This window comes from Exiguobacterium sp. s95, assembly GCF_018618655.1.
In the GTDB taxonomy this organism is placed as follows: Bacteria; Bacillota; Bacilli; order Exiguobacteriales; family Exiguobacteriaceae; genus Exiguobacterium_A; species Exiguobacterium_A oxidotolerans.
The window spans coordinates 418,187-444,140 of sequence record NZ_JACSMM010000002.1 but is presented as its reverse complement, the minus strand read 5'-3'; the positions used below and the strand labels follow the sequence as shown (position 1 = coordinate 444,140).

Annotated in this window: 24 protein-coding genes, 1 pseudogene and 1 other annotated feature; of the genes and pseudogenes, 2 read left to right on the top strand and 23 right to left on the bottom strand. The window is 48.8% G+C overall.

The features are described 5' to 3' along the window. Positions 1-11: 11 nt before the first annotated feature. From KNP99_RS06845 to KNP99_RS06785, 12 genes and pseudogenes are all read right to left on the bottom strand, one after another. Positions 12-2,210 carry a RelA/SpoT family protein gene (locus tag KNP99_RS06845; protein WP_214807267.1) on the bottom strand — a complete coding sequence of 733 codons (2,199 nt, stop codon included), beginning with the start codon at positions 2,208-2,210 and terminating at the stop codon, positions 12-14. A gap of 140 nt (positions 2,211-2,350) precedes the next feature. Continuing rightward, entirely contained in the window at positions 2,351-2,869 is a 519-nt protein-coding gene (locus KNP99_RS06840; RefSeq protein WP_029331033.1) for an adenine phosphoribosyltransferase, read from the bottom strand. Next, complete coding sequence (gene recJ, locus KNP99_RS06835; protein ID WP_215193132.1) at positions 2,848-5,157, bottom strand: single-stranded-DNA-specific exonuclease RecJ; 2,310 nt, start codon at positions 5,155-5,157, stop codon at positions 2,848-2,850. The genes KNP99_RS06840 and recJ overlap by 22 nt, the downstream gene beginning before the upstream one ends. A gap of 70 nt (positions 5,158-5,227) precedes the next feature. Continuing rightward, positions 5,228-7,439 (bottom strand): annotated as a pseudogene (gene secD / locus KNP99_RS15310) (protein translocase subunit SecD). 153 nt (positions 7,440-7,592) lie between these two features. Then, positions 7,593-7,883, bottom strand: a complete 291-nt coding sequence (gene yajC, locus KNP99_RS06820; RefSeq protein ID WP_029331035.1) for a preprotein translocase subunit YajC — start codon at positions 7,881-7,883, stop codon at positions 7,593-7,595. A gap of 70 nt (positions 7,884-7,953) precedes the next feature. Continuing rightward, complete coding sequence (gene tgt / locus KNP99_RS06815; protein WP_088837522.1) at positions 7,954-9,099, bottom strand: tRNA guanosine(34) transglycosylase Tgt; 1,146 nt, start codon at positions 9,097-9,099, stop codon at positions 7,954-7,956. Next, entirely contained in the window at positions 9,096-10,139 is a 1,044-nt protein-coding gene (gene queA, locus KNP99_RS06810) for a tRNA preQ1(34) S-adenosylmethionine ribosyltransferase-isomerase QueA (RefSeq protein WP_088837523.1), read from the bottom strand. The genes tgt and queA overlap by 4 nt, the downstream gene beginning before the upstream one ends. A 3-nt stretch (positions 10,140-10,142) precedes the next feature. Next, complete coding sequence (ruvB, locus tag KNP99_RS06805; RefSeq protein ID WP_088837524.1) at positions 10,143-11,138, bottom strand: Holliday junction branch migration DNA helicase RuvB; 996 nt, start codon at positions 11,136-11,138, stop codon at positions 10,143-10,145. A gap of 7 nt (positions 11,139-11,145) precedes the next feature. Next, the gene (gene ruvA, locus KNP99_RS06800) at positions 11,146-11,739 is read right to left on the bottom strand and encodes a Holliday junction branch migration protein RuvA (RefSeq protein WP_029331039.1); all 594 of its coding nucleotides are present in this window, start codon (positions 11,737-11,739) and stop codon (positions 11,146-11,148) included. A gap of 127 nt (positions 11,740-11,866) precedes the next feature. Further along, positions 11,867-12,964: a quinolinate synthase NadA gene (gene nadA / locus KNP99_RS06795; protein WP_215193131.1), complete on the bottom strand. Its 1,098-nt coding sequence runs from the start codon at positions 12,962-12,964 to the stop codon at positions 11,867-11,869. Continuing rightward, positions 12,954-13,796, bottom strand: a complete 843-nt coding sequence (gene nadC / locus KNP99_RS06790) for a carboxylating nicotinate-nucleotide diphosphorylase (protein ID WP_215193130.1) — start codon at positions 13,794-13,796, stop codon at positions 12,954-12,956. Before nadC ends, nadA begins: the two co-directional genes overlap by 11 nt. Continuing rightward, positions 13,765-15,195 carry an L-aspartate oxidase gene (locus KNP99_RS06785; protein ID WP_215193129.1) on the bottom strand — a complete coding sequence of 477 codons (1,431 nt, stop codon included), beginning with the start codon at positions 15,193-15,195 and terminating at the stop codon, positions 13,765-13,767. The genes nadC and KNP99_RS06785 overlap by 32 nt, the downstream gene beginning before the upstream one ends. Before the next feature lie 97 nt (positions 15,196-15,292). On the opposite strand from KNP99_RS06785, the gene KNP99_RS06780 reads away from it, so the two are divergent. Both KNP99_RS06780 and KNP99_RS06775 read left to right on the top strand, forming a co-directional pair. Beyond that, on the top strand, positions 15,293-16,378 hold the full coding sequence (locus KNP99_RS06780) for a cysteine desulfurase family protein (RefSeq protein ID WP_215193128.1): 1,086 nt from the start codon (positions 15,293-15,295) through the stop codon (positions 16,376-16,378). 27 nt (positions 16,379-16,405) lie between these two features. Continuing rightward, positions 16,406-16,948: a transcription repressor NadR gene (locus tag KNP99_RS06775; RefSeq protein ID WP_088837529.1), complete on the top strand. Its 543-nt coding sequence runs from the start codon at positions 16,406-16,408 to the stop codon at positions 16,946-16,948. A gap of 387 nt (positions 16,949-17,335) precedes the next feature. Here KNP99_RS06775 and KNP99_RS06770 read toward each other — a convergent pair whose 3' ends face one another. The 11 genes from KNP99_RS06770 to mreC form a co-directional block, all read right to left on the bottom strand. Further along, positions 17,336-18,613, bottom strand: coding sequence for a hemolysin family protein (locus KNP99_RS06770; protein ID WP_214810645.1), 1,278 nt, complete (start codon positions 18,611-18,613; stop codon positions 17,336-17,338). Positions 18,614-18,658: 45 nt separating this feature from the next. After that, positions 18,659-19,954, bottom strand: a complete 1,296-nt coding sequence (gene obgE / locus KNP99_RS06765; RefSeq protein WP_214810644.1) for a GTPase ObgE — start codon at positions 19,952-19,954, stop codon at positions 18,659-18,661. Positions 19,955-19,969: 15 nt separating this feature from the next. After that, entirely contained in the window at positions 19,970-20,455 is a 486-nt protein-coding gene (locus KNP99_RS06760; RefSeq protein WP_029331047.1) for a Spo0B domain-containing protein, read from the bottom strand. A 68-nt stretch (positions 20,456-20,523) separates the two neighbouring features. Beyond that, positions 20,524-20,802, bottom strand: a complete 279-nt coding sequence (rpmA, locus tag KNP99_RS06755; RefSeq protein WP_012370976.1) for a 50S ribosomal protein L27 — start codon at positions 20,800-20,802, stop codon at positions 20,524-20,526. Positions 20,803-20,816: 14 nt separating this feature from the next. After that, positions 20,817-21,155 (bottom strand): ribosomal-processing cysteine protease Prp, encoded by a 339-nt coding sequence (locus tag KNP99_RS06750; RefSeq protein WP_029331048.1) that lies wholly within the window; start codon positions 21,153-21,155, stop codon positions 20,817-20,819. Between the two features lie 3 nt (positions 21,156-21,158). Further along, positions 21,159-21,467: a 50S ribosomal protein L21 gene (gene rplU, locus KNP99_RS06745; RefSeq protein ID WP_012370978.1), complete on the bottom strand. Its 309-nt coding sequence runs from the start codon at positions 21,465-21,467 to the stop codon at positions 21,159-21,161. A gap of 15 nt (positions 21,468-21,482) precedes the next feature. Next, positions 21,483-21,552: a sequence feature (ribosomal protein L21 leader region), on the bottom strand. Between the two features lie 66 nt (positions 21,553-21,618). Next, a complete protein-coding gene (locus KNP99_RS06740) occupies positions 21,619-22,965 on the bottom strand; it encodes a ribonuclease E/G (RefSeq protein WP_215193127.1) in 1,347 nt (448 codons plus the stop codon). 63 nt (positions 22,966-23,028) lie between these two features. Then, complete coding sequence (gene minD / locus KNP99_RS06735) at positions 23,029-23,877, bottom strand: septum site-determining protein MinD (protein WP_051667297.1); 849 nt, start codon at positions 23,875-23,877, stop codon at positions 23,029-23,031. Between the two features lie 5 nt (positions 23,878-23,882). Next, positions 23,883-24,557: a septum site-determining protein MinC gene (locus KNP99_RS06730; RefSeq protein WP_159173494.1), complete on the bottom strand. Its 675-nt coding sequence runs from the start codon at positions 24,555-24,557 to the stop codon at positions 23,883-23,885. A gap of 3 nt (positions 24,558-24,560) precedes the next feature. Further along, positions 24,561-25,064: a rod shape-determining protein MreD gene (gene mreD, locus KNP99_RS06725; RefSeq protein WP_088837533.1), complete on the bottom strand. Its 504-nt coding sequence runs from the start codon at positions 25,062-25,064 to the stop codon at positions 24,561-24,563. Further along, positions 25,057-25,941 carry a rod shape-determining protein MreC gene (gene mreC / locus KNP99_RS06720; protein WP_088837534.1) on the bottom strand — a complete coding sequence of 295 codons (885 nt, stop codon included), beginning with the start codon at positions 25,939-25,941 and terminating at the stop codon, positions 25,057-25,059. Before mreC ends, mreD begins: the two co-directional genes overlap by 8 nt. Positions 25,942-25,954: the final 13 nt, after the last annotated feature.

Genomic DNA, 25,954 nt, shown 5'->3' with positions numbered 1-25,954 from the left:
CTATCCGCTCCTTACGTCATCATGACGCGATGGACTGCATACACGTCTGAGATTTGTTTAATCCGGTCAACGACCTTTTGTAAGTGATTGACGTTATTGATCGCGATCGTCATCGAAATCTTCGCTTGTTTGCTGTCATCGCCTTTACCGCTGACGGCAACGATGTTCGTGTTTGTTGCTGAAACAGACTGCAATACTTCATTGAGTAGACCCGCACGGTCGTACCCCGAGATTTCGATTTCGACGTTATAACTCTTGACCGTCTTTCCTTCATGCTCCCACTCGACTTCGAGCAAGCGTTCCGGATTTTGTTCATTCAAAACATTGAGGCAATCCGAACGGTGAATCGACACACCGCGTCCGCGCGTAATATAACCGACGATGTCGTCCCCGGGAACCGGGCTACAACAGCGACTCATCCGAACAAGCATATTGTCGATGCCTTTGACACGCACACCTTCTGGATTTTGTTTTTTCGGACGGTCAAATGTTTTCATCTCACTGATGGCGTCATTCAACTCAAGATTTTTAGATTCTTTATCTTTGCGTAACTTTTCCGTCAATTTGTGAGCGACTTGGGCAGCCGTCAAGCCATGGTAACCGACTGCGGCGTACATGTCTTCTTCTTGACCGAAGTTGAACTTCCGCGTGACGTCTTCGAGTGTTTTATCCGTGATGACTTCCTTCGGTTCAAAACCAAGTTTTTTAACTTCTGCTTCAATCAATTCGCGCCCTTTAAGGACATTTTCTTCGCGCTGTTGCCGTTTGAACCATTGACGGATTTTATTTTTCGCTTGACTCGAGACACAGATTTTTAACCAGTCCTTACTTGGACCGTAACTATGCTTAGACGTAACGATTTCAATGATATCGCCCGTTTTCAATTTATAATCGATTGGAACCATCCGTCCGTTGACCTTCGCACCAATCGTCCGGTGTCCGATCTCCGTATGAATACGGTAAGCATAATCGATCGGGACAGAGCCCTTCGGTAGCTCGATGACGTCGCCCTTTGGTGTAAAGACGTACAACATATCACTAAAGAAATCGACTTTGACGGATTCCATGAACTCTTCCGCGTCCGCTGTATCTTTTTGTAATTCCAGAATCTCACGGAAATGAGCAATCTTATCTTCGAAGCCCGATTTCGCCTCTTGCTCTTTTCCTTCCTTGTACGCCCAGTGTGCGGCGATTCCGTACTCGGCGATGAAGTGCATGTCCCGTGTCCGAATTTGAACTTCGAGCGGCTCCCCTTTCGGTCCGATGACGGTCGTATGCAGCGACTGGTACATGTTCGGTTTCGGCATCGCGATGTAATCTTTGAATCGACCCGGCATCGGTTTGTATTGCGTATGAATGATACCAAGGACCGCGTAACAATCTTTGATCGAATCCACGATGATCCGGACTGCCATTAAATCATAAATTTCACTGAACTCTTTTTTCGAGTTTTGCATTTTATTATAGATCGAGTAAATGTGTTTCGGACGACCGTCGACCTCAGCAGCAATCTGTACTTCATCCAACACTTCATTGACCTCTCCGATGACGGAATTAACGAGCGCTTCACGTTCCGTTCGTTTTTGTTTCATCATCGAGACGATCCGGTAATATTGCTGTGGATTGATGTATCGGAGGCTGATGTCTTCAAGCTCCCATTTAATCGTCGAAATCCCGAGACGGTGTGCAAGCGGCGCGAAAATTTCGAGTGTTTCTTCCGCTTTTTGAACTTGCTTTTCTTTGACCATGTGTTGCAAGGTCCGCATGTTATGCAGACGGTCAGCAAGCTTAATCAAGATGACACGAATGTCTTCTGCCATCGCAATGAACATCTTCCGGTGATTCTCTGCTAACTCTTCACGTTTGGATTTATATTTAATTTTCCCGAGTTTCGTCACACCATCAACGAGCATCGCGACGTCCGGTCCAAACCGTTCCGTCAACTCTTCAAGCGTGATGTCTGTATCTTCTACGACGTCATGAAGAAGCGCTGCGACAATCGTCGTGGCATCAAGTCCGATGTCGACAAGAATCCCGGCAACTTGTACCGGGTGAATGATATAAGGTTCACCCGATCGACGAAATTGTCCATCATGCTCGTCTTTTGCGAATTGGTAGGCACGTTCAATATCGTTCACTTCTGCCTCTGTCATGTATTCCGCACATCGAGCGAGAAGGTCTTCTACGTTTACGATTTGTTTATTTGTCATCCCTTTTCCTCACCCAGTCCCCGGGATTGCTTCCGCCTAAATCCCTAATATATATCTTCTATTATCGTGAAATCTTTATAAGATGTCAAAATAAAAAGAAATACCCCCCCGACAAGTTCGTCGGGAGAGTATTCCTGTCATTAGTCTTCGTAGCGAATCAATGACAAAATATCGTAACCTGCTAATTTTTCACGTCCACCAAGTCCATCCAATTCAATCAAGAAACCGATTCCGGCAACCGTACCACCAAGTTGTTCAATCATTTTGATCGTTGCTTCAATCGTCCCGCCTGTCGCAAGCAAATCATCCAGGATGACAACACGTTGCCCTGGTTTGATTGCATCATGGTGCATCGTCAAGACATCTTTGCCGTACTCAAGACCATACTCGACACGGACTGTCTCACGAGGGAGCTTGCCTTCTTTACGAACGGGCACAAAACCGATTTCCATCGCGTATGCCGCAGGGCAACCGACGACGAATCCACGTGCTTCCGGTCCTGCGATAACGTCTGCCCCTTGCTTGCGTGCGTAATCGACGAGTGCATCGACCGATTGTTTGTAAGCCGGACCGTTTTCCATCAATGATGTGATGTCTTTAAAGCTGATTCCTTCTTTCGGCCAGTTCTCGACCTCTTTTATATGCTGTTTGAACTCCATGTCATTTCCTCCTGCTTCGCCGCTTCCACTAAAGTATCAAAACGCTCTTTCAACTGAGCGAGTGACGAATAAATGTATTGTTGCTCGAGACGTTGACGTTCTTCATGACGCTTGTACGTCGCGGCCTCCGTCAAATCTCGTTTTTCAGCGTCAGGGTTCACACCCGGTAGCCCGTCCTCCATTGTAACAAGAAAATCGAGTTCCGAAAACACTGAATGCATAAAGTTAATCGAACGTTTCGACCATTTTCTTGTTTTCGACAAACGTACGAGTCCGATTCGCAACTCTTCGCGTGGACATTTTGCGAAGTAATTAAAGTAATGCTTGAAGTCTTCACGCGACGGAATCGCCTCGAAGTAGTAGCCTTCATCCTTAAACGCACAATAAATCCGCTCCGCCTGTTTCAAGTACGGTAAGAATGCTTCTTCCGTCTCCGGTAAGTCGAGGAACACAATATTTTCATGAATCGCTCCATTCAGCGGACGGTCGGCATATTTTTGTTTTGTCTCGTCCGAAAACGCAACGAGCGTCGTCTGTTCTTGGGGCAACTCAAAAATGTCCGTTAATGGTTTTTTTCCACCGCGGTAATCAAATAACTGATAATCGGCGACAGCCAAATCTTGAATCATCAATTGCGGCTTCCGAAAACCATTCCACTCATTGATGTTCAGACTCCCCATCAAGGAGACTTCAGCGAGTAGTGAAATTTCGTCTACCGCGTCACCGAAACCGAAGCCAATCCCGTCTAACTCTGACGTTCCATCCGATAAGAGCGCCTTCAAATGGGTCAAATCACGGCCGATCCGTTTCATGTCCCGAATTTTAGCGTCTTCGATGACGATCCGTGGTGCCGGATTCCCCATACCGAACGGAGCTAAGCGACCAATTTCCTCAATCAATCCGATTGAAACGTCAGAGACGCGTAGACGCAAGTCGATCTCAATCGTCGCGATGAAGGCTTCATCCGGTAGTTTGGCAGCCTGTGCATTCAAGCGTTCACGTAACGTGACGACGTCATCCGACGAGAGTGTCATGCCGGCAGCTGCCGGGTGTCCACCGAAATGCGGTAAGATGTCTTCACATAGCGTCAACTCGGCAAATAAATCGAAGGCTGCAATCGAGCGACCAGACCCTTTCGCCGTCCCCTTCTCTGCATCATGACAAAGCATGATGACCGGACGGTGATATTTCTCGACAAGTCGTGAGGCGACGATGCCGACGACACCCGGGTTCCAGTTGTCCGCGTCAACAACAAGCACACGGTCTTCTAGATATTTTTCTTCGACAAGTGCTGTCGCTTCTTCCGCGATTTGTTTGACGATATCTTGCCGTTGTTTATTTTGTTGGTCGAGCTGGTTCGCAAGTACGACGGCTTCCTCGAGTGTCTCAGTAAGTAGCATCTCAAGTGCCGGCATCGCGGAATCGAGTCGACCGGCCGCATTGATCCGGGGACCGAATGCGAACCCGACCGATTCTTCCGTCAGTTCGTCTTCCGTCAAACTACAGACTTGGCGTAGTGCCAAGATGCCGGGACGCTCACTTGCATTCAACGCTTCAATTCCTTTTGTCGCAAGCAACCGGTTCTCATCGACGAGCGGTACTAAGTCGGCAATCGTTCCGAGCACTGCGAGGTCAAGCAACTCCGTCGGGACACGTTCGAGCAGTGCGTGTGCGACTTTAAAGGCAACACCTGCCCCAGCGAGTTTTGAGAACGGATAGTTGCGATCGACACCCGGGTGAATCATCGCATAGGCGTCCGGGAGAACTTCTTTCGCCTCATGGTGATCGGTGATGATGAGGTCGACACCTAACTCTTTTAAGACGGCTGCTTCCTTGATACCTGAAATCCCGCAGTCGACCGTGATGATTAATCCGAATCCTTCTTCGACCGCCCAGCGGAAGGCCGCTTCATTCGGTCCGTAGCCTTCCGTGAACCGGTTCGGGATATAACATTCTGCCATTGCCCCGATTTCAGTTAACGCATGCCACAAAATCGCAGCCGAACTGACACCATCGACATCATAATCCCCATAAATTAAAATCATTTCACCTTGATCGGCAGCTTCTTTAATCCGTGCGACGACTTTTTCCATATCCTGAAACAGGAATGGATCGTGGAACGGCATTTGTCCTGCTTCTAAAAAGGCCGTTGCTTGCGCCGGCGTCTCGAGACCACGCTGGACTAGCAGACGGGCTACGTTCGGTGAGACGGACGCTTGCGCGACCAGCTCGTCTATTTTTAGCGGATCGACTGCTTTGTCGAGCCATGTTTTTTTTGAATGATACATCCAATCCCTCCAATCAACTTCCCCATTATAAGACAAAACCCGCGTCAGGGATACCCAACGCGGATTGTCTTCATGAAGCTTGTTTTGGTTGTTTTAATGTGCGTTTTTTCATGACGAGCCAAAGTTGCGCAGCGATGAAGATCGATGAATACATCCCCATGAACAAACCGACAAGCAAGGCAAGACTGAAACCACGAATCGCTTCACTTCCGAAAATATAGAGGGCGGCAGCCGTCATGATGACGGTCACGACCGTATTGATTGAACGGATGATCGTTTGCTGAATCGATTCGTTGACGACGTCGCATAATTCATCAAACGAAACGGTTCTGCCGCCTTTTTCAGCACGCCCTAAATTTTCACGCACCCTGTCGAACGTCACGATCGTATCATTGACCGAGTACCCGATAATCGTCAGGACGGCGGCGATGAAGTACAGGTTGACTTCGATTTGGAAGAGTGAGAAGAACGCGATGATCATCAAGGCATCATGGAGCAAAGCAAGCACTGTCGCGATTCCATACGTCGGTTGGAAACGGAACGAGACATAGATGACAATTCCGATTGAAGCGAGCAAGACAGCGTACATCGCATTTCGGGCGATCTCACGACCCACTTGTGGGGAGACCGTTGAAATACTTGGTGCTTTATCATATTTCGCTTCAATCGTTTTGTTCATTTCCGCGACTTGTTCTTGACTGAACTCACCGACGAACGTGACGTTCGCGAGCGTACCGCCTTGCGCGAACTGAATCCCGTCGATTTCTTTTGCGTCGATTCCCGCTTCTTCAATGACGGACCGGACTTCACTTTCCTCGATTTGATTTTCCGAAGAAATTTCGACCCGTGTCCCTTCCGTGAAGTCAATCCCGAGATTCAAGCCTCGGAATGAAAGCAACAGAACCGACAGGAGAACTAAAGCGATTGTGATCGTGAAGTAGACTTTGCGATGTTTTACATAATCGAATTTCGTAGGATTAAAGTTCACGAATTTCACTCTCCTTTACGCCAAACCATGATTTTTTCTTATCAAACCAACGGCTACTGACAAGAAGTTGCATCAAGTAACGAGAGATGAAGACGTTCGTGATGAACGTGACGGCAATCGAAACCATCAACATGATCGCAAACCCTTTGACGGTACTCGTTCCGAAGTAATAGAGGACACCTGCTGAAATCAGCGTCGTTAAGTTCGCATCTAAAATCGTTCCGAATGAACGGCGATTCCCGGCTTTGAATGCCGACAAAACAGATTTCCCACTACGTAGCTCATCTTTAATCCGCTCTGCAGTGATGATGTTCGCATCGACCGCCATCCCGACTCCAAGGACGAGTGCCGCGATACCCGGTAAGGTCAAGACGGCATTGATTCCGTTGAAGAAGATCATGACGAGGTAAATATAGAACAACAACGTGATGATTGAGACGAAACCAGATACACGGTAGAACAGCAACATGAATAAGAAGACTGCCGCAACACCGATCATTGATGCAAATAATGTTTGATCAAGCGCATCTTTCCCGAATGCCGCCGACACTGATGTCGAGTAGATTTCATCAAGCTTAACCGGTAATGCCCCAGCATTTAAAATGGATGACAATTGTTTTCCGTACTCGGCGTCGATATCGCCACCCGAGATGATTGCTTTATCCGAGTTGATTGGCTGATTGACTGACGCATCAGATACAATTTTCGAATTTTCTTTTTGAATCTCTTTTTCGTACGTGTCACCTTTCGCATAATCAAGCCAAATAACGAGACGATTATCCGGCGCTTGTTTTTGCGAAATCTGTTGTGTCACTTCATAGAACTTCTCTTTTGATTTCAATGTTAATTCGACGAGTGGTTCGTTCGTATTCGGATCATATCCGACTTTCGCACCCTTCGCCTTTAAATCCGATCCGTCAAGCAACAGCTTATCGTCGATATCACGGAATGATAACTCGGCTGTCGAAGATAGAATCTGACGTGCTTCGCTTTGGTTTTTGACACCCGCGAGTTGTACACGAATCCGGTCTTTCCCTTCGATTCGGATGTCCGGCTCCGATACACCGAGAACGTTGACACGGTTTTCGATTGCCGTCAACGTCGCGCTCATCGCTGTATCATCGATGACATCCCCCTCTTTTAAGGGTTGAACTTCATACAACACTTCGAACCCGCCCTTTAAATCAAGACCGAGTTTCGTGTCTTTCAAGAGCCATGTCGACGTCGTGCCGATCAAGATGAGTAATGCGGCGACGATAATGAAGAACGTGGCTAGTTTTCCTTTCTTAACCATGCTACATTGTCCTTTCTCTAAACCCCAGTATATTTTCAGACAACTTTCGTATCCTATCCTAGCTTACATAAGAATTGGTAATCATAGCAATCGTTTTTCTCATATAAAGACAGAAAAGACGCTCCGAAATTCGGAAAGCGTCTTTTTCTTGCCTTATTCGACGGTTTCGTCGTCCATGACAGTCGTTGATTTTTTTGTAACTTCCGCGACTGCACTACGATTGAACGTCAATTGGGAATTCCCTGATTTTAATGTAACTGTCGTTTCATCAACCTTTTGTACGACTCCGTGGAGTCCACCGATTGTAACGACCGTGTCGCCGCGTGATAATTGCGTTTGCATTTCACGGACTTGCTTCTGGCGTTTGTTCTGTGGACGAATCAACAAGAAATAGAACACCACGAAGATCAAAATCATCGGGAGGAATGTGATTAGTTGTTGCATCTGACTCAGCTCCTTTTCATTCAAATCACGTTCATTATACCTTGAAACGATTGATTTGTCAGATGATAACTCAGAAATTCTTTGCGTTTGGTAAATTATAACCGTATTCTTCGAAGAACTCATCCTTGAAATCAAGTAAACGGTCCTCTCGAATCGCTTGGCGAACGCCCTCCATCAATTTGACGAGGAAGTGAAGGTTATGTGTCGAACAGAGATGTAAACCGAACGTTTCCTGGGCACGAATCAAGTGGTGGATGTAGGCACGTGAGTAATTTTTACATGCATAGCAATCACACTTTTCGTCGAGCGGACGGAAATCGCGTGCATATTTCGCATTACGGACGACAAGCCGGCCGCTTGATGTCATCAACGTTCCGTTACGCGCAATCCGCGTCGGTAAGACACAGTCGAACATATCGATACCGCGAATCGCCCCTTCAATCAAGGCATCCGGTGATCCGACACCCATCAAGTAACGTGGTTTATCTTCCGGCATGAGTGGCGTCGTGAATTCGAGCGCCCGGTACATGACGTCTTTCGGTTCTCCGACAGACAAACCACCGACGGCATAGCCTGGGAAGTCGAGTGATGCAAGGTCACGTGCGCTTTGACGACGTAAGTCTTCGTACTCGCCCCCTTGGATGATCCCGAACAAGGCTTGATCTTGCGGCCGTTCATGCGCCGTCAAGCAACGTTCTGCCCAGCGACTTGTCCGTTCGACCGATGCTTTCATGTATTCGTGTGACGCCGGGAACGGCGGACATTCGTCAAACGCCATCATGATGTCTGAACCGAGTGCGTTTTGAATCTCCATCGCTTTTTCCGGTGAGAGGAACAGCTTGTCCCCGTTCAAGTGATTCCGGAAGTGGACGCCTTCTTCCGTGATGTTCCGGAGGTCAGCGAGTGAGAAGACCTGGAAACCACCAGAATCCGTTAAAATCGCGCCATCCCAGTTCATGAACTTGTGTAGACCGCCTGCTTCTTTGATGACGTCGTGCCCCGGACGAACCCAGAGATGATAGGTGTTCGAGAGAATGATGTTTGCGTTCATGTCCTTGATTTGTTCCGGTGCCATCGTCTTGACCGTCGCTTGCGTTCCGACTGGCATGAAGACAGGTGTTTCAAAGCTACCGTGCGGCGTGTGGACGATTCCTAACCGCGCACCTGATTGTTTACATGTTTTAATGTGTTCGTATGTTACTGCGTGTTTTGTCATCGGTTTAATTCCTCTCTTGTTAAGAACATCGCGTCACCGAAACTAAAGAATCGGTATCCGTTTGCGACGGCTTCTTCGTATGCGTGTAAAATGTGTTCGCGGGTCGACAGTGCGGAGACAAGCATGATTAACGTCGACTTCGGCAAATGGAAATTCGTAATCAAACCATCGATCGCCTTCACTTCCTGCCCCGGGTAAATAAAGATGTCCGTCCAGCCCGTCGCTTCGACGAAGTCACCATGATCACGGATAACTGTCTCAAGTGTCCGCGTCGACGTCGTTCCGACCGCGATGATCCGTCCGCCGCGCGCTCGTGTCTCACGTAAAATTGCTGCTGAACTTTCCGGCAGTTCATAATATTCACTATGCATCTTATGACTGTCGACGTCATCGACCGAAACCGGACGGAACGTACCGAGACCGACATGTAACGTGAGCGGTGCTAGTGTAACGCCTTTATCCGTCAATGCTTTCAGCAATTCCGGTGTGAAGTGGAGTCCAGCAGTCGGTGCCGCAGCACTCCCGCGTTCGCGCGCATACACCGTCTGGTAACGATCTTGATCGTCGAGTTGCTCGTGAATATACGGTGGAAGCGGCATCGTCCCGAGCTCGTCGAGGACTTCATAAAAGATACCGTCATACGAGAACTTCAAAATTCGTCCGCCATCGTCGAGCGCTTCGACGCATTCAGCTTTAAGTAAGCCGTCACCAAACGTAATCACCGTTCCCGGCTTCACACGTTTCGCTGGTTTTGCGAGCGTCTCCCAGACATCATCACTCGTCTGCTTCAATAACAACAGCTCGATTTTTCCACCGGTTTCTTCTTTGACACCAAACAAACGGGCTGGTAAGACTTTTGTATCATTGATGACGAGCGTGTCGCCCGCATTGAAGTGCGAGACGATATCATGGAACCGTTCGTGACGTAACGCTCCCGTCTCGCGGTCAATCACCATCAGCTTCGAGCTCGTCCGATCGAGTAAGGGAACTTGGGCAATCTGTTCTTCCGGCAAATGAAAATCAAATAAGTTTACATCCATGAGTCAATTTCCTTCTTTCAATCCTAAATGTTGCCGCGCGAACGGTGTCAAAACCCGGCCGCGTGGGGTTCGTTGTAAAAATCCTTGTTGTAACAGGTACGGTTCGTAGACGTCTTCAATCGTCTGTGCGTCCTCCCCGATCGTTGCGGCAATCGTTTCGAGTCCGACGGGTCCGCCAGCAAACCGTTCAGCGAGTGAACGGAGTAACCGGTGATCGACATCATCCAGTCCGAGCGCATCGACATGGAGCCGGTCGAGTGCACTCGTCGCGAGTGTCGCATCGATTTCTGTTTGATGGGCGACCTGGGCAAAATCACGCACCCGGCGTAATAAGCGATTGGCGACCCGTGGCGTTCCACGCGAGCGGAGCGCGATGGCTTCCGCCGCCATCCGGTCTGCTTCAAATCCGAATAGACGTGACGTCCGGGTAACAATCGCTGAGAGCTCCGGCATCGTGTAATACTCAAGTTTCAGTGTCACACCGAAGCGGTCACGGAGCGGGGCAGACAACATCCCGGCCCGCGTAGTCGCACCGACGAGCGTAAACGGTGGCAAGTCAATCCGGACACTGCGGGCCAGTTCGCCTTGTCCGATCACGATATCAAGGCAATAATCTTCCATCGCCGGATACAGAATTTCTTCGATTGAACGACTGAGCCGATGAATTTCATCGATGAATAAGACATCTCCCGGTTCGAGTGACGAGAGGATTGCTGCTAAGTCACCCGGTCGCTCGATTGCCGGTCCTGCTGTCGTCTTGACACCGACGCCCATCTCATTGGCGATGATCGTCGCAAGTGTCGTCTTTCCGAGACCAGGAGGGCCATAAAGCAGAACGTGATCGAGCGTCTCTTGACGAATCTTCGCCGCTTCGATGAAGACACTTAAGTTTCCTTTTGCCTTCTCTTGACCGATGTACTGATCAAGTGTTTGCGGACGTAGACTCCACTCTTCTTGATCTTCTGCATGGGCTGATTCTGATAAAATCCGCTCTTCCATTTTGTCCTCACCTCACATTCAATAACAACTGAAGGGCCCGCTTGACATATTGATCCGTCGAGAGCACTTCGGCTTGAAGCGCCTTTTTGACTTTTTCGACTTCACGGTCACTGTACCCGAGAGCCGTCAAGGCTTCACATGCTTCGTTCAACTCGGCATTACTTTGAGCGAACAGCCCTTCGCTCGGTACATAATCCGGAGCGAGCTCGGCTAATTTCCCTTTTAAATCAAGTGTCATCTGTTTCGCCGTCTTTTTACCAACGCCCGGGAACTTGATGAGGTAACTTTCTTTCTCCTGTTCAATCGCTTCGACAAGCGCGTCAACATTTCCTGACGCGACGATTGCGAGTGCCCCTTTTGGACCAATTCCTGTCACACCAAGCAATTTCGTGAACAATGCACGTTCGCGTCGTGAACGGAATCCGAACAATACTTCTTGATCTTCTCTCACATAATGATACGTATATACGATAACCTGTTCGTCTCCGGTCCGATAAAAAAACGGGTTCGGTGCTACGATTTTGTAGCCAATCCCCCCGACTTCGATCGTCACGAATTCCGCACAGACATAAGCGACCTCGCCGCGTACGAATTCTATCAATTTAGAACGCTCCCATCCAATTACAAACTCTCGTGCTATTGTAGCATATAACTCTGATTTGCTTCAAAATGTTCTTCCGACAAAAAACGCCTCACCGATGAGTTTAATCGGCAAGGCGCTGTCTGATTTATGATCGGTCGAGCATCCGCTCCAGTGCCAAGACGGCATATTCCGTCGTCTCGGCATCGACGCTGATGATGTTGACAGGTGTGCCACGCTCGACTTGTTCGAGTGACCAGGCGAGGTGTGGTAAATCAATCCGGTTCATCGTCAAGCAGGGACACATGAATGGATTGAGGGATACGATATCTTGCTCCGGGAAATCCTTCGCCAACCGGTTGACGAGATTCATCTCTGTTCCGATCGCCCATTTCGTGCCGGCTGCCGCCTGCTTCACTTGATTGATGATATACGCTGTCGAACCGTTTAAATCTGCTGCTTCGACGACCTCAAACGAGCATTCCGGATGGACGAGAATCCGGCGTGCCGGATCCGTCAGCCGGAACTGTTCAATTTGACCGACCGTGAACTTTTCGTGGACCGAACAATGCCCTTTCCATAAAATGACACGGATGTCCGAGTCTTCTCCATCAAATACTAATTGATCGTTGATCGGATCCCAGACCGCCATCTGTTCGAGCGGAATTCCGAGCGCATGCGCCGTGTTTCGTCCTAAATGTTGATCCGGCAGGAAAAACAGAATATCCCGTTCCGCAAGCGCCCATTCGACCATCTTGGCAGCATTCGATGAAGTCACCGTCGCTCCCCCATGGCGTCCGACGAACGCTTTGATTTCTGCTGTCGAGTTGACGTAGGTCAAAGGTAAAATCGAGTCACCGAGCCGATTGACGAGATAGGCATAGGCACGTTCCGTTTGATAGCCGTTCGCCATGTCCGCCATCGAACAGCCGGCACGCATATCGGGTAAGACGACCGTATGTTCAGCATCTGTTAACATATCGGCTGTTTCCGCCATGAAATGGACACCACAAAAAACGGTATACTCGGCCTCCGTCATCTGTTTCGCGATTTGCGCCAGTTGAAGCGAGTCCCCTGTTGCGTCAGCAAACTGGACGACTTCATCTTTTTGATAATGGTGCGCCGGCAAAAACAACCGACTGCCCATCCGGTGTTTGACCCCTTCAATGATTGCTATTAATTCTGCCTCTGTTTTTTCTAAGTACTGTCCGGGAATCCCTTGATTCGCCAATAAATCAAAGCTCATCTTTTTTTCCTCCTTGAATTTTCATACTGATATCGAGTGCCGGTGCTGAATGTGTCAACGCCCCGATTGAAATGAAATCGGCGCCGACGTCGCAATACCTCGGCAATGTCTCAAGCGTCACGCCACCGGACAGTTCGACTGTTATCGCCAACGGAATCGCTTGACGGAACCGTTTGATTTCTGCAGGTGTTCGGTTGTCGAGCATGATGATGTCGACACCGGCTTTGATCGCTTCGTTGACTTCCGCTTCTGTCTCGACTTCGACTTCGATCGGCGTCGTATGCCCGACGGCGCGTTTTGCCCGTTTGACTGCCTCCGTGATCGACCCTGCTGCCGTGATGTGGTTATCTTTAATCATCACGGCGTCATCTAGACGCCCCCGGTGATTGAAGCCACCACCGACGCGAACAGCATGTTTTTCAAGCATCCGTAGACCTGGTGTCGTCTTGCGTGTATCCGCGATGCGAATTCGTCCGTCTGCCCGGTCAACAGCACTGCGTGTCAATGTCGCAATACCTGACGTCCGTTGAATCAAATTAAGCGCTACCCGTTCTCCGCTCAGAATTGAACGCAAGTCGCCCGTCCATTCCGCAAGAACTTGTCCCCGCTTGATTGCTTGTCCATCTTCAACCTGTTGAATGAATGTCACCTCTAGCAATCGTGCAAGCTCACGCAACACGGCGACGCCGCAAAAGATGCCATCCTCTTTCGCAAGGAATCGTCCCGTCCCTTGCTCGTGTCCAGTCAGACAAAGTTCACTCGTGATGTCTTGATGTCCGATATCCTCGATTAAAAATCCTTCAAGTTGTTGCTGCAGGTGCCATCTGTTCATTCGTTTGTCGCTCCTCTTTTAATCGACGTAATGCTCCTTCGAGGAGGAGACGTCCCGTCATGATGTGTAATCGATTTTGTTCCGCCTGCCGCCCCGTTTGCTGAACCGACTCGCTCATTAATTGCTCAAGGGTGGCTTGAAGACGGTCTTCTTTAAGTTCAACCGTTAAGACTTCACTCAACTTCTCCTGTAAAACATCATCCTCACATCCAAAGACCGGTCGGAATGCAGGTAGTGCCCTCCGAGGTGCGAGCTGCAACTGCCGTGCCACGGCTTTTCCCATCACAAAACATTCGAGCAAAGAGTTCGAAGCAAGACGATTCGTGCCGTGTAATCCGATTGATGCTGTCTCTCCGACTGCGTACAAACCAGCGACTGATGTTCGTCCGGCAAGATCCGTTTCGATTCCGCCCATTAAAAAGTGGACGCCGGTCGTCACCTCGACAAGCTCCGGATTTATGTTCAATTCTTCACATTTTCGAGCGAATGTCGGGAATCGTTCCGCCAACTGTCTGACCGGTGTCGTGTTGAGGTAAACCGATTCCTGTTTTCGGACTGCCGTGATCATAGCCGCCACTTCGTCCCGTGCCGCTAAGTCCCCTTCCGGATGATTGTCCATCACACGGTGACCATCGCGCGTCATTAAGTATGCTCCCGCACCTCTCAACGCTTCTGTGATTAAGCCAACGGATTTTCCATGGTGGACTAAAATCGTTGGATGGTGTTGGACGTACCCTAAATCAGACAAGTTTGCCCCGACGGCAGCAGCAAGTGCTAATCCGTCTCCGGTGATCGTAGTATCATTCGTCGAAGTCGACAAAAGGCCGCCGATTCCTCCTGTCGCCAAGACGACGGCACGTGCTGAAATTTCAATCCGCTCTTCGCCGCGATATCCTGCTGCTCCGACGACACGTCCGCCAGACGTTAACAATTGTGTGATGACGGTCTGCTCAAGGACTGGATGCGTGATTTTTTCAGATAGTGTTTCCATCATCCGGCACCCAGTCTGGTCACCCCCGCTATGGAATATCCGCGGAAGACCGTGCGCTCCCTCACGCCCAACCGCGTACTCACCATTCTCTTGACGGTCGAAGATGACACCCAGTGCTTCGAGTTCAGAAATCACTGTCCTTCCTTCGCGTGTTACGAACTCCACGGCTTCAGGGTTCACCCATCCTTTTGCAGCGCGGACTGTATCTGCGCGATGTGCCTCGTGATCATCCTCGAGCGCCGAAGAAGCAATTCCCCCTTGTGCCCGCATCGAGTTCGTCTCACTTCTAGTTCCTTTCGTGACGAGTAATGCGCGCAGATTGTCCGGTAAGTGGAGTGCGACCGTGATTGCTGCAAGCCCTGTCCCGACAATCAATACATCGGTCACGAAATTTTTATGTAAAGACATTTGTTTTACACCTCTGTTTTTTTAGTTTACTATTGTCTTGACAATAAGTTTGGCATATTTTTAGTCGAGTGACAAGACGAAAGGATCCGATTCATTTATGATTTATTTAGATTACGCGGCAACGACTCCGATGTACCCTGGTGCAATTGAACAGTATCGATTGGCGGCTGAACAAGCTTACGGCAACAGTTCTTCACTTCATGACATAGGAAATCGAGCAGCACAAATTCTCGAACGTGCACGTACACAGCTCTTAGCTCTACTCGGTCAAACTGATGGAAATATCGTTTTCACCGGTAGTGGCTCGGAAGCGAATTACATTGCGATACAGCACCTCCTTCGTCAAAGTCAAAAGACAACTGTCTTGACACTTGCTTGCGAACACGATTCCGTTCTCCTGCCACTGGAGCGGCTCGCCTCAAACACGATTCTCTTACCACTGCTTCCAAATGGTTCATTTGACTGGACGTACTTCAAGACCGTCTGCACGGATGAAGTCGGTGTTGTCTCGATTCAACACGTCAACTCGGACACAGGCTTCATTTTTCCAGTTGAAGAAATCGCTCAATTTTGCCAGGCGAGAGGGATCTTATTTCACTGTGACGGTGTGCAAGGATTTCTCAAACACCCCCTCTCAATCGACTCGTTTGATGCCTATACATGCAGCAGTCATAAAGTCTACGGACCAAAAGGACTTGGTGCCGTCTATTTACGCCGTCCGCTCTTTAGCCCTTACTACGCTGCCCACCACGAGCTTGGAATTCGCCCCGGAACGGTCGACATCCCGGGAATCGTCGCTTTCCTGACTGCTTGTGAGCACTATCAATCTGAAAATCCTCGCTTCCAAGCCGCAAGTCAGAAATTTCGTGGTATGCTACAAAAAAGACTTCCTCATGCGGGTTATCATGTCGTCGAGTCACCCAATCAACTGGCTTCGATTTGTGCCATCCATACGAAACGGATGGATGGACAATTCGTTTTACTTGCCCTGAACCGGGCTGGAATTGCTGTTTCAGCCGGAAGCGCTTGCCGGGCAGGCGAAAATGGACCGAATTCTACGCTTCGTGCCATCCAGTATGATGAAACGGCAGCACACGGCCTGATTCGTCTTAGTTTTGGACTTCATACGACAAAAGAGGAAGTCGAGCGGTGTATCGATTTCTTATGTACACTTGATACATGATTTTTTTGAAGAAGGGCAGGAGTGGCAATGGGAAGAAGACAATCTGGAGAAGAACGTCGAAACTTACTCCTACAGATTATCGAGGATAGTGATCATCCGATCACCGGTACGGCACTTGCGAAACAGGCGGGTGTAAGCCGACAAGTCATCGTTCAGGATTTATCGTTATTAAAAGCCAAAGGTCATCCAGTCGTAGCTACGGCTCGCGGGTATTTACTCAATGAACTAGAAAACGATTCTTCACGAAAACGGCGAAAAATCGTCTGCCGTCATGGATACGATCAACTTAAAGAAGAATGTGACGCCATCGTCGACGAAGGCGTCACCGTTCTTGACGTCATCGTCGAACATCCGGTCTACGGTTTCATCACGGGCGAGTTGATGCTGAAAAGTCGGCGTGATGTCCGCGTTTTAATAGAACGCCTTGAAGAAACACAGGCGACCCCATTATCGAGTCTGACGGATGGTGTCCACATCCATACGTTAGAAGCTGACAGTGATGAGGCGCTTGAAGCAGCAATTGAAAAGTTAGATCATCTCGGCATCCTAGTTTCCGAGTTGGACGTCTAACCAAAATGCATGCATCTGACCGTCATGAACGAAAAAAGTATGTACAGAAAACGCCGATGACTCCGCATAAAAGCGGGAACATCGGCGTTTCTTACGCACAGGGCGAAACTGTTTTTCATTACGTTTGATTTTTAAGCGATGATTGCATATGCCTCTTCGACTTTTAGACTGTAGACAAACTCTTATAAAGCGTAAAAATGTGATATCGAGAAGCAACAGTTCGCGCCTCGCCCGAGGAAAGCAACGAAAAAAGACACTTTTATTTTCAGATATCACTTTGTCTACACGCTGAAAGAAGGGATTGCACATCCATGATAGATGGCAATCCCTTCTTTTTTATCATCGGCTTTTAATCAACGTGTTGTATTCAGACCTCTTCCAAATCGATCAAGATCGTTCTTCGACCGTTTCAGCAACTTCAGACGCGAATGTTGCTAATATTTTTCGGACACGGCGGTTTTCAACATGAAGTACCGTGAACGTGACACGCTCATATGTCATCGTTGTGCCAACTTCAGGAATTTGACCGACACGTTCCATAATCCAGCCGCCCAGCGACTGGGCTTCTGTTTCCGGCATCGTCAACTCGAATTGGTCACAAAAATCTTCAATATCATACTCTGCGAGACATTCGAAACGGTTTACACCAATCTGTTTCGTATATTCAAGTGATTCATCATGCTCATCCCAAATTTCACCGACTAATTCTTCTAAAATATCTTCAAGCGTAATTAATCCGGCCGTTCCACCAAACTCGTCAAGTACGACAGCCATATGTGACTGTTTCACTTTCAGTTCAGGTAACAAATCCATCAAATGGGTTTGCGGGACGACGAAGGATACCGGTCGAATCCACTCACGGATGTCGACGGTTCCATTTTTGACGAACTCGCGTAAGAAATCACGTTCGGATAGAACACCGATGATATGGTCAATCGAGTCCTTATAAACCGGCAGACGGGAAAAACCGCCTTTTTGTACCTCACGTAAAATTTCTTCGAAGCTGTCATCGATATCAATCGCTTGAATATCTGTTCGTGGTGTCAACGCTTCTTCGACAGTAATGTTCTTAAAATCGACGGCACGGTGGACAAGCTCAGCCCCTGCTTCATCCATGACGCCTTCTTCTTCGCTAATGTCTACGAGTGCACGAAGTTCTTGTTCCGTTACGAGCGGTCCTTTCGGATCAGCACCAATCAGGACGAGTGCAACGTGGCGCAACTTTAAGAATAAGAAGACTCCCGGTTTGAAGAGACTCAGGCACATGCGCAGTGGACGACTAATCCAGAGGACGTACTTTTCAGCATGTTCCCGTGCGTAAGATTTCGGAATCAATTCACCGAATAACAAAATCAGTAAGAACGTTCCGAAAATGATGCCGACGCGTGGTAACGACTCCGGTGACATCGTCATCGCAAGCCATCCCCCAATCATCGCAACACCGAGGTTCGAAATCGTATTGCCAATCAAAATTGCGGTCAGCGTTTCTTCATAGCGTTGGAACAGGCGCAGTGCTTGTGAGGCACGACGGTCGCCTTCTTCTGATTGATGCAAAATCCGTAAGCGGTTTGCGCTAGATAAAGCAGTTTCAGAAGAAGAGAAGAACGCTGAGATGACCAATAACACGAGCAGCCAGATAAACGGAATCGCGGGAAGTGGGTCCACGATGATTTCACACTCCATTTCCTAAATGAATGATTTACGTGATCTTTAGAACGAAGACTCGATGAATTCGAATTCGAAGTCACGGATCCGAACGACGTCCCCATCAATCGCACCTAACTTACGGAGCTCATCATCGACGCCCATTTGACGTAATGTCCGAGCGAATCGTTTAATCGACTCTTCCCGCATGAAGTTCGTCATCGTGAAGAGTTTCTCGATCCGTGGTCCTTGGATGACGAAGCAATCATCTTCATCTTTCGAAATCGTAAAGCCAGCTTCTGGTGCTTCGTAACCATAGACAACACGTGGTGTCGCTGCTTTTTCTTCAAGCTCTTCAAGACCAAATTCTGGTGTCGCATCGACGAGATCGGCGATCCGGAACAAGAGGTCACGCAATCCTTGACGCGTCGCTGCAGAAATTGCAAAGACTTCGAGGTCCGGGAAAGCTTCTTTGAATGCTTCGAGGTTCGCTTCTGCATCCGGCATATCCATCTTGTTTGCGACGACGACTTGCGGACGATCCGTCAGACGTAAGTTATAGTCTGCCAGTTCTTTGTTGATGATGTTGTAGTCTTCGATCGGGTCGCGCCCTTCCATTCCACTCATGTCGATGACGTGGACGATGACTTTCGTCCGCTCGACGTGACGGAGGAATTGGTGACCGAGTCCGACACCTTCACTTGCTCCTTCGATGAGTCCCGGTAAGTCGGCCATGATGAAGCTACGGCTGTCTTCCGTTTCAACGACACCGATGTTCGGTGTGATTGTCGTGAAGTGATATGCTCCAATTTTCGGACGTGCTGCTGAGACGATTGATAACATCGTTGATTTCCCGACACTCGGGAATCCGACAAGTCCAACATCAGCGAGCATCTTGAGTTCAAGTTTCAAGTACTTCTCTTCGCCCGGCTCCCCGTTTTCCGCATGTTCCGGAGCTGGGTTCGCAGGTGTCGCGAAACGCGAGTTTCCGCGTCCACCACGTCCACCTTTAGCGACGACGGCTTGTTGCCCGTGATGAACGAGATCGGCAATGACTGCATCCGTATCATCATCGTAGACGACCGTGCCTGGTGGTACTTTAACGACGAGGTGCTCCGACTTACGTCCGTGCATCCCCTTCGACATTCCATTTTCACCTTGAACGGCTTTAAAATGGCGTTTGTAACGGAAGTCCATTAACGTACGAAGTCCTTCATCCACTTCAAGAACGACGTGAGCACCGTGCCCACCATCTCCTCCGGCTGGACCACCGTCTGGAACATATTTTTCGCGACGGAACGCAACTTGCCCGCGTCCACCATCTCCTGCTTTTACATAAATATTTACCTGATCGACGAACATGTCAGATCCCTCCTATTACTTCTCTTCCCCTACAGGAAGACTTTCAATTTCGATCACACACTCATTGGCTGTCTGTGACTCGATTTCCATCGGCGTCACTAGATTCTTAAGGCGCGACATATCTAGTAGATCCCGATAGACCTCGATGGTCACGCCCTCATGGAAGGTCACGGATACTTCTCCATCTCCCACTTCAATCATATCAATCGCAGCCTCGATGATTTTCGCTAGCCGTACGTCATCAATCTGCTTCGGTTTCTCGATCACATCATATTCGACAGTCAAGCCTGTCCAATCCGCTCGTTGAAGTGTGAGCGCTGTTTTCGGTAGTTCAATCAACGTCAGGCGTCCTTCTCGTGACGCTTGCTCGCGATAGACTGAACAAATCGATTCAACCGCCGCCTCGTCACCCATCGCGCTATACGAACGAACGAGTTGTAATCGATTCAACCATTCGTGACGAAGTGTCTTTAAAAGATCAAGTACCTGCTCATCCTTCATCGGTCGTTCCCTCCTAAAAAAACAGACCCTAACCCCCGAAAGTGGCTAGAGTCTGCTTCATCGATCACTTATGCTGGGTAAACGCTGACTTGTTTTTTGTCGCGTCCAAGACGTTCGAAACGAACGACACCAGTTGCAGTTGCGAAAAGTGTATCATCGCCACCACGTCCGACGTTCATACCTGGGTGAATCTTCGTACCGCGTTGGCGGTAGAGGATTGAACCAGCAGAAACAGTTTGACCGTCTGCACGTTTCGCCCCAAGGCGTTTCGATTGCGAGTCACGACCGTTCTTTGTCGAACCTACCCCTTTTTTCGATGCGAAGAACTGAAGATTAAGTTTCAACATGTGGAATCCACCTCCTATATTTGTTCAAGTTGGATATACTCACCGTAACTTTCAGCGATGGTTCCGAGTTGGACCAAAGTCGCCTCCAGTAACAATTGGGTGCGTTCACTGACATCCGGTGCTAAGTCAGCGTACGGCTCTACATAAAAGTAGCCACCCTCTTGTTGTTCTGCCATTTCAAGGAGCAGGACCTGCCCGAGTAGTGACTCGATTGCATTGTATGCTCCGAAAATCACGCTTGAAGTGCCGGCACAGACTAAATCTAGACCAGGCTCAGCAAACTCGGCATGTCCTGTCACTTCGATGGAACGGATCAAATCCGCTTCATCTCGTCGAATCTTAACACGTATCATGGCTTACGCTTCGATTTTCTCGATGCGGACCTTCGTGTAAGGTTGACGGTGACCTTGCTTACGACGGTAGTTCTTTTTAGCTTTCATTTTGAAGACTGTGATCTTTTTCGCGCGAGCGTGTTTGATGACCGTTGCTACGACCTTCGCACCTTCTACGAGTGGAGCGCCGACTTTAACATCGTCACCACCAAGGATCAAGACTTCGCCGAATTCTACTGTGCTGTCGACGTCTGCGTTTAATTTCTCAACGTAGATCTCTTGGCCAGCTTCGACTTTAACTTGTTTACCACCAGTTTTAATAATTGCGTACATTACGTGCACCTCCTCTTAGGAACTCAGACTCGCCATCACGGGCAGCGGATGCTTTAAAACCCGGTCTGTGCGGTTGTAGTCATTTGGTGCTTCCAAACGAACTAACGTTATTCAGAATACCAAATGAAGTTGACTATTGTCAATAACGTTCTTATTGTTTTTGCTGACGACCGATAAATTCTTCACATTCCTGCTTCGTTCCCGTAAATAAGATACCGGTTTCGCCTTCGACAATCAACAGCTCGACCGGTGCATCTTGTAGCAACAACGGACTTAATCCGCCAGTCGGCACGCGGACGACTGCTGCTTCCGCATAGGTCGCAATTTCAATCAACTTCGGTTCGAGTTGCCGGTGAATCGCAATCCGTGACGGCTTCCCTTGTACGATGGAACGCTCGAGTAACGATTTCCCATGCCGTTGCCGCGTCAATTCGCAAAGGCCCATCTTCGTAAAGCCGTAGACTTCGATTTGCTTCGTTTCTTGGGCGGCGCGTTCCTTTAGCAATTGCGTCACACGCGTCTGCCCTTTACTTGAGCCCCGCAGGAAATCGACGGCAATCATGCCACTAATGTTGCGCAGGCGTAATTGGCGCATGATTTCACCGGCTGCCGCTTCATTGATTTGGTCAAACGTCCGTTTTTGCTCTTTGACGGAAATCATCTTTCCACTATTGACGTCAATCACTGTCATCGTCTCGACTTCTTCAATCAATAAATAGGCGCCTCCATCGAGCCAAACGACTTTTTCGAGCGCTTTCTCGATGACGCGGTCGACATGTTCCATCTCCGGGAGCCGTCCTTTCAATACAGGACGATCGACGCGTAATCCGAGTTGCTCCAATCGTTCTTTTTCCATTCGATTCGATACACAGGCTTCTTCGATGAACGGGAGCCGTTTCGCTTCCTGGACAATCAATGATTCATCCTGTTCTAAGTTATCCTGCTTTAGCATTTGTTCATGACGGGCACGTAACTGGAACATTTCTTTCTCAAGTACACCGGCTTCTGCTTGCGATGCTTCCGTCCGGTATAAGATGCCTTCCATTTCACTTGTCTGAATCAGCTCCGCTAATTGTTGCTGCGTGACGAGATCGAGTTTCCGGCTGAAGCGGACACGCCGACCATACGGGAAATAGACGAGATAGCGTCCGCCATAGGTGATGTTTTGCGTCACTTTATGCTGTTTCGGTGCCGTGCCTTCCTTGACGACCTGAACGAGAACGGTCTGACCGACTTGGACAGCCTGACCGATTGTCGGGACATCCGGGTAACGGCGTAACGTTTCCAGTGTTTCGTTGATCGGTAAGTAAAGCGGTGTTCCATCGGTCGCAATCAAAAAGGCAGCCTCAAGCGTCGGATGCAGCCGATCGACTTTCGCGTAGAGCAGCGTACCGACACGAATCTCATCTCGCATCTGCTCATGGTACTCGACGACCCGTCCGCCTTCAACTAACGCAACACGCTCAAGCGACGGGGTTTGTTCACTAATCCATTTCATACGAATTCCTCCAAAAAAAATAGACCAGAAGCAACATAGCTCTTCTCGTCTATTTTCCCTAACTTATTTCATACCAAGCATTTTTTTCAATTTCACGAAGAACCCTTTTTGCGGTTGTTCGTTTAAGTCGAGTAATGGAACTGACTCTCCTAGAATCCGCCGCGTGATGTTCCGGTAACCGAGTCCGGCCCGATTATCCGGATTCATCGTCACAGGGACGCCACGGTGCGAGGCCGCGATGACTTCTTCGTCGTCGACGATCAAGCCGAGCAGGTCGATCGACAAGATACGCATGATTTCATCGATGTCGAGCATGTCGCCTGATGCCATCATGTGTGAACGGACACGGTTGATGACGAGACGCGGGACGATTTCACGCTCCGACCGTTCGAGCATGCCGATGATTCGGTCTGCATCCTGAACAGCGGCTTTTTCCGGTGTCGTGACGATGACGGCTTCATCCGCTCCCGCAATCGCGTTCATGAATCCTTGCTCGATTCCAGCAGGGCAATCGATTAAAACGAACTCATATTCAAGTTTCAACGTGTCAATGATCGCTTTCACCTGTTCCGGCGTGACGGACGATTTGTCCTTAGACTGGGCAGCAGGCAACAGATACATCTCTTCAAAACGTTTATCACGCACGAGTGCTTGGTGCAACTTACATTGCCCCGTCACGACGTCGACGATGTTATAGATACTCCGATTATCGAGACCAAGTACGATATCGAGATTACGTAATCCAATATCCGTATCGACGAGACAAACAGAATGGCCCATCAATGCGAGCGCAGTTCCGATGTTCGCAGTCGTCGTCGTTTTCCCGACGCCACCTTTACCAGACGTGACGACAATCGCCCGCCCGACGTTCGTTTTGGCATCTCTATGTACCTGTTCTTTCACTTGTTCCATGTCTGTCACCCTCTTTCACTATCGATCGCAAACTGATCCATCCGCGCAAGCGGAACGGTTTGGAGTCGAGAAAATTCAATTCCCGCTTCCCCTATAAACGCACAACCCATTTCTAAGGCCGGTACCGGTGCATCATCCGGTTCATCATGGACGATGTCGGAAATCGAAATCCACTTCGGTTGTAGCATACTTGCAGCGACGACTGCTTCATCATTGCCACCTTTACCGGCGTGAACCGTTCCTCTTAATGCTCCGAGACAATAGATACTTCCAGTCGCATGTACGACAGCACCAGGGTTGATGTCACCGATGACGACGATGGACCCTTCAATATCAAGGACATGACCGCTCCTAGCAGTTCCACCAAAATAGTGGAAGGTCCGTTCCCCGTATAATGCTTTTGCTTCATCTTTCGTCAGGCACTCACTGTCATACCCGTTAAATGAAAAGGAATCATGTCGTCCGACAATCGATTCGACCGCTGTCACGACACCTTCGTCGACGTAACGTCGCCCAAAGAAGAACGTAATCGGTACGGCGCGTCCGTTCTCGACGGATTTATCGGCAAGCGTCAATTCTAAGTCGTCAAGAAATTCATCCACACTGCACCGTTCGTTTACATAAACGGCAAGGCCACCACGATGACCTTTCATCGTTACATAACGCTTACGTTCAATCATGACTCATCCTCTTTTCTCGTCAAGTGTGGATTGCACGAGTCGGGTCATCGGATAATACAGAATGATAATCCCGATCAGCTGTGCAATGAGACTCTTCGGAATGATTTGTGTCGCCAGTTCTTTAAACGGAACATCGACACCTAAGACCGAAGCCGTAAAGAAATAAATATCAAATTCGAATAATAAGGCACTGAACGTAAAGGTGACGATAATCGTCAATACGTTCTCCTTTACATATTTTAGCACGAAGCTACTAAAAAGCGGAATGGCAGATAACGCAAATAAGTAAATACCGATGATATCGGAATAGACGAAGTCATATAACAGACCGAATACTAAGCCGAAACCAAGTGCCTGTTCGATTTTGCCGTAGCGTCCGAGAAACATCAAGGCAATCAAAGTCAGGTGGACCGCATACGGTGACCCGTCACCGAGCGGACCTGCAAAAATCGTTCCTTCCAAGATAAAAAGAAGGAACACGGCGAAAAACAACTTGACGTTATTCACTAGTGTCCCCTCCCTTATCGGTCTCAGCGAAAGGTTCCTCCGCCTCTCGTTCAATCACGAAGACGTGACCAAACTGTTCGAAGTCTGCTGCCGGTTTGACGTATGCGATTTTCGAAGCACCGTATTTATCCGACTTCACTTCCTCGATTTTGCCGATGACAACACCGCTTGGATACTTTCCTCCGAGACCGGATGTCGCGACAATCTGCCCTTTTTTTAACTTCGCGTCATTCGGAATTTTCGTGAATTTCAACAAGTTTGTTTCCTCATCGAACCCTTCAATCGTTCCGAAGACCCCTTTTCCTTTTGTATCGTCCGCAACAGCTGAGACATTGTTCGTACGACTCGTGTCAGATAACAACTGAACGAGCGAAGTGTAGGCACTCGTCTGAATGACGCGTCCAATCAATCCATCTGCCGTCACGACGGCCATATTGGACTTGACCCCTTTTTGTTCGCCGATGTTCACGGTCACGAAACGTTGCCACTCGGACGGTGTGCGACCAATCATTTCAGCTGGAAGTAACGTATAGTCGCGAATCGAGCCACCCAGGTCGAGCATATCTTTTAACTCTTTATTCTCACGTTCTAAATCACGAACTTTGACGGAATTTTCCGCATAGTCATTTAAACGTGATTTTAAATACTCATTTTCCTTATACACGTCACGCACTTCTGTAATCGAAGTGACCGTATCATCAATCCAGCCAATCGGTGTCGCGAAAAGACGTTGACCGACCCCGACGGTATCACGGACAAAACTTTGATACCAGTGGGATTGGTTACGCCCTTGCAACGAAATACCGATCAATATCACCAAAAGGAGAAAACTAAGGAGTGTGATGAGCAGTTTTCGATTATTTAAAAATCGCTTCATCGCTCATCCCGTC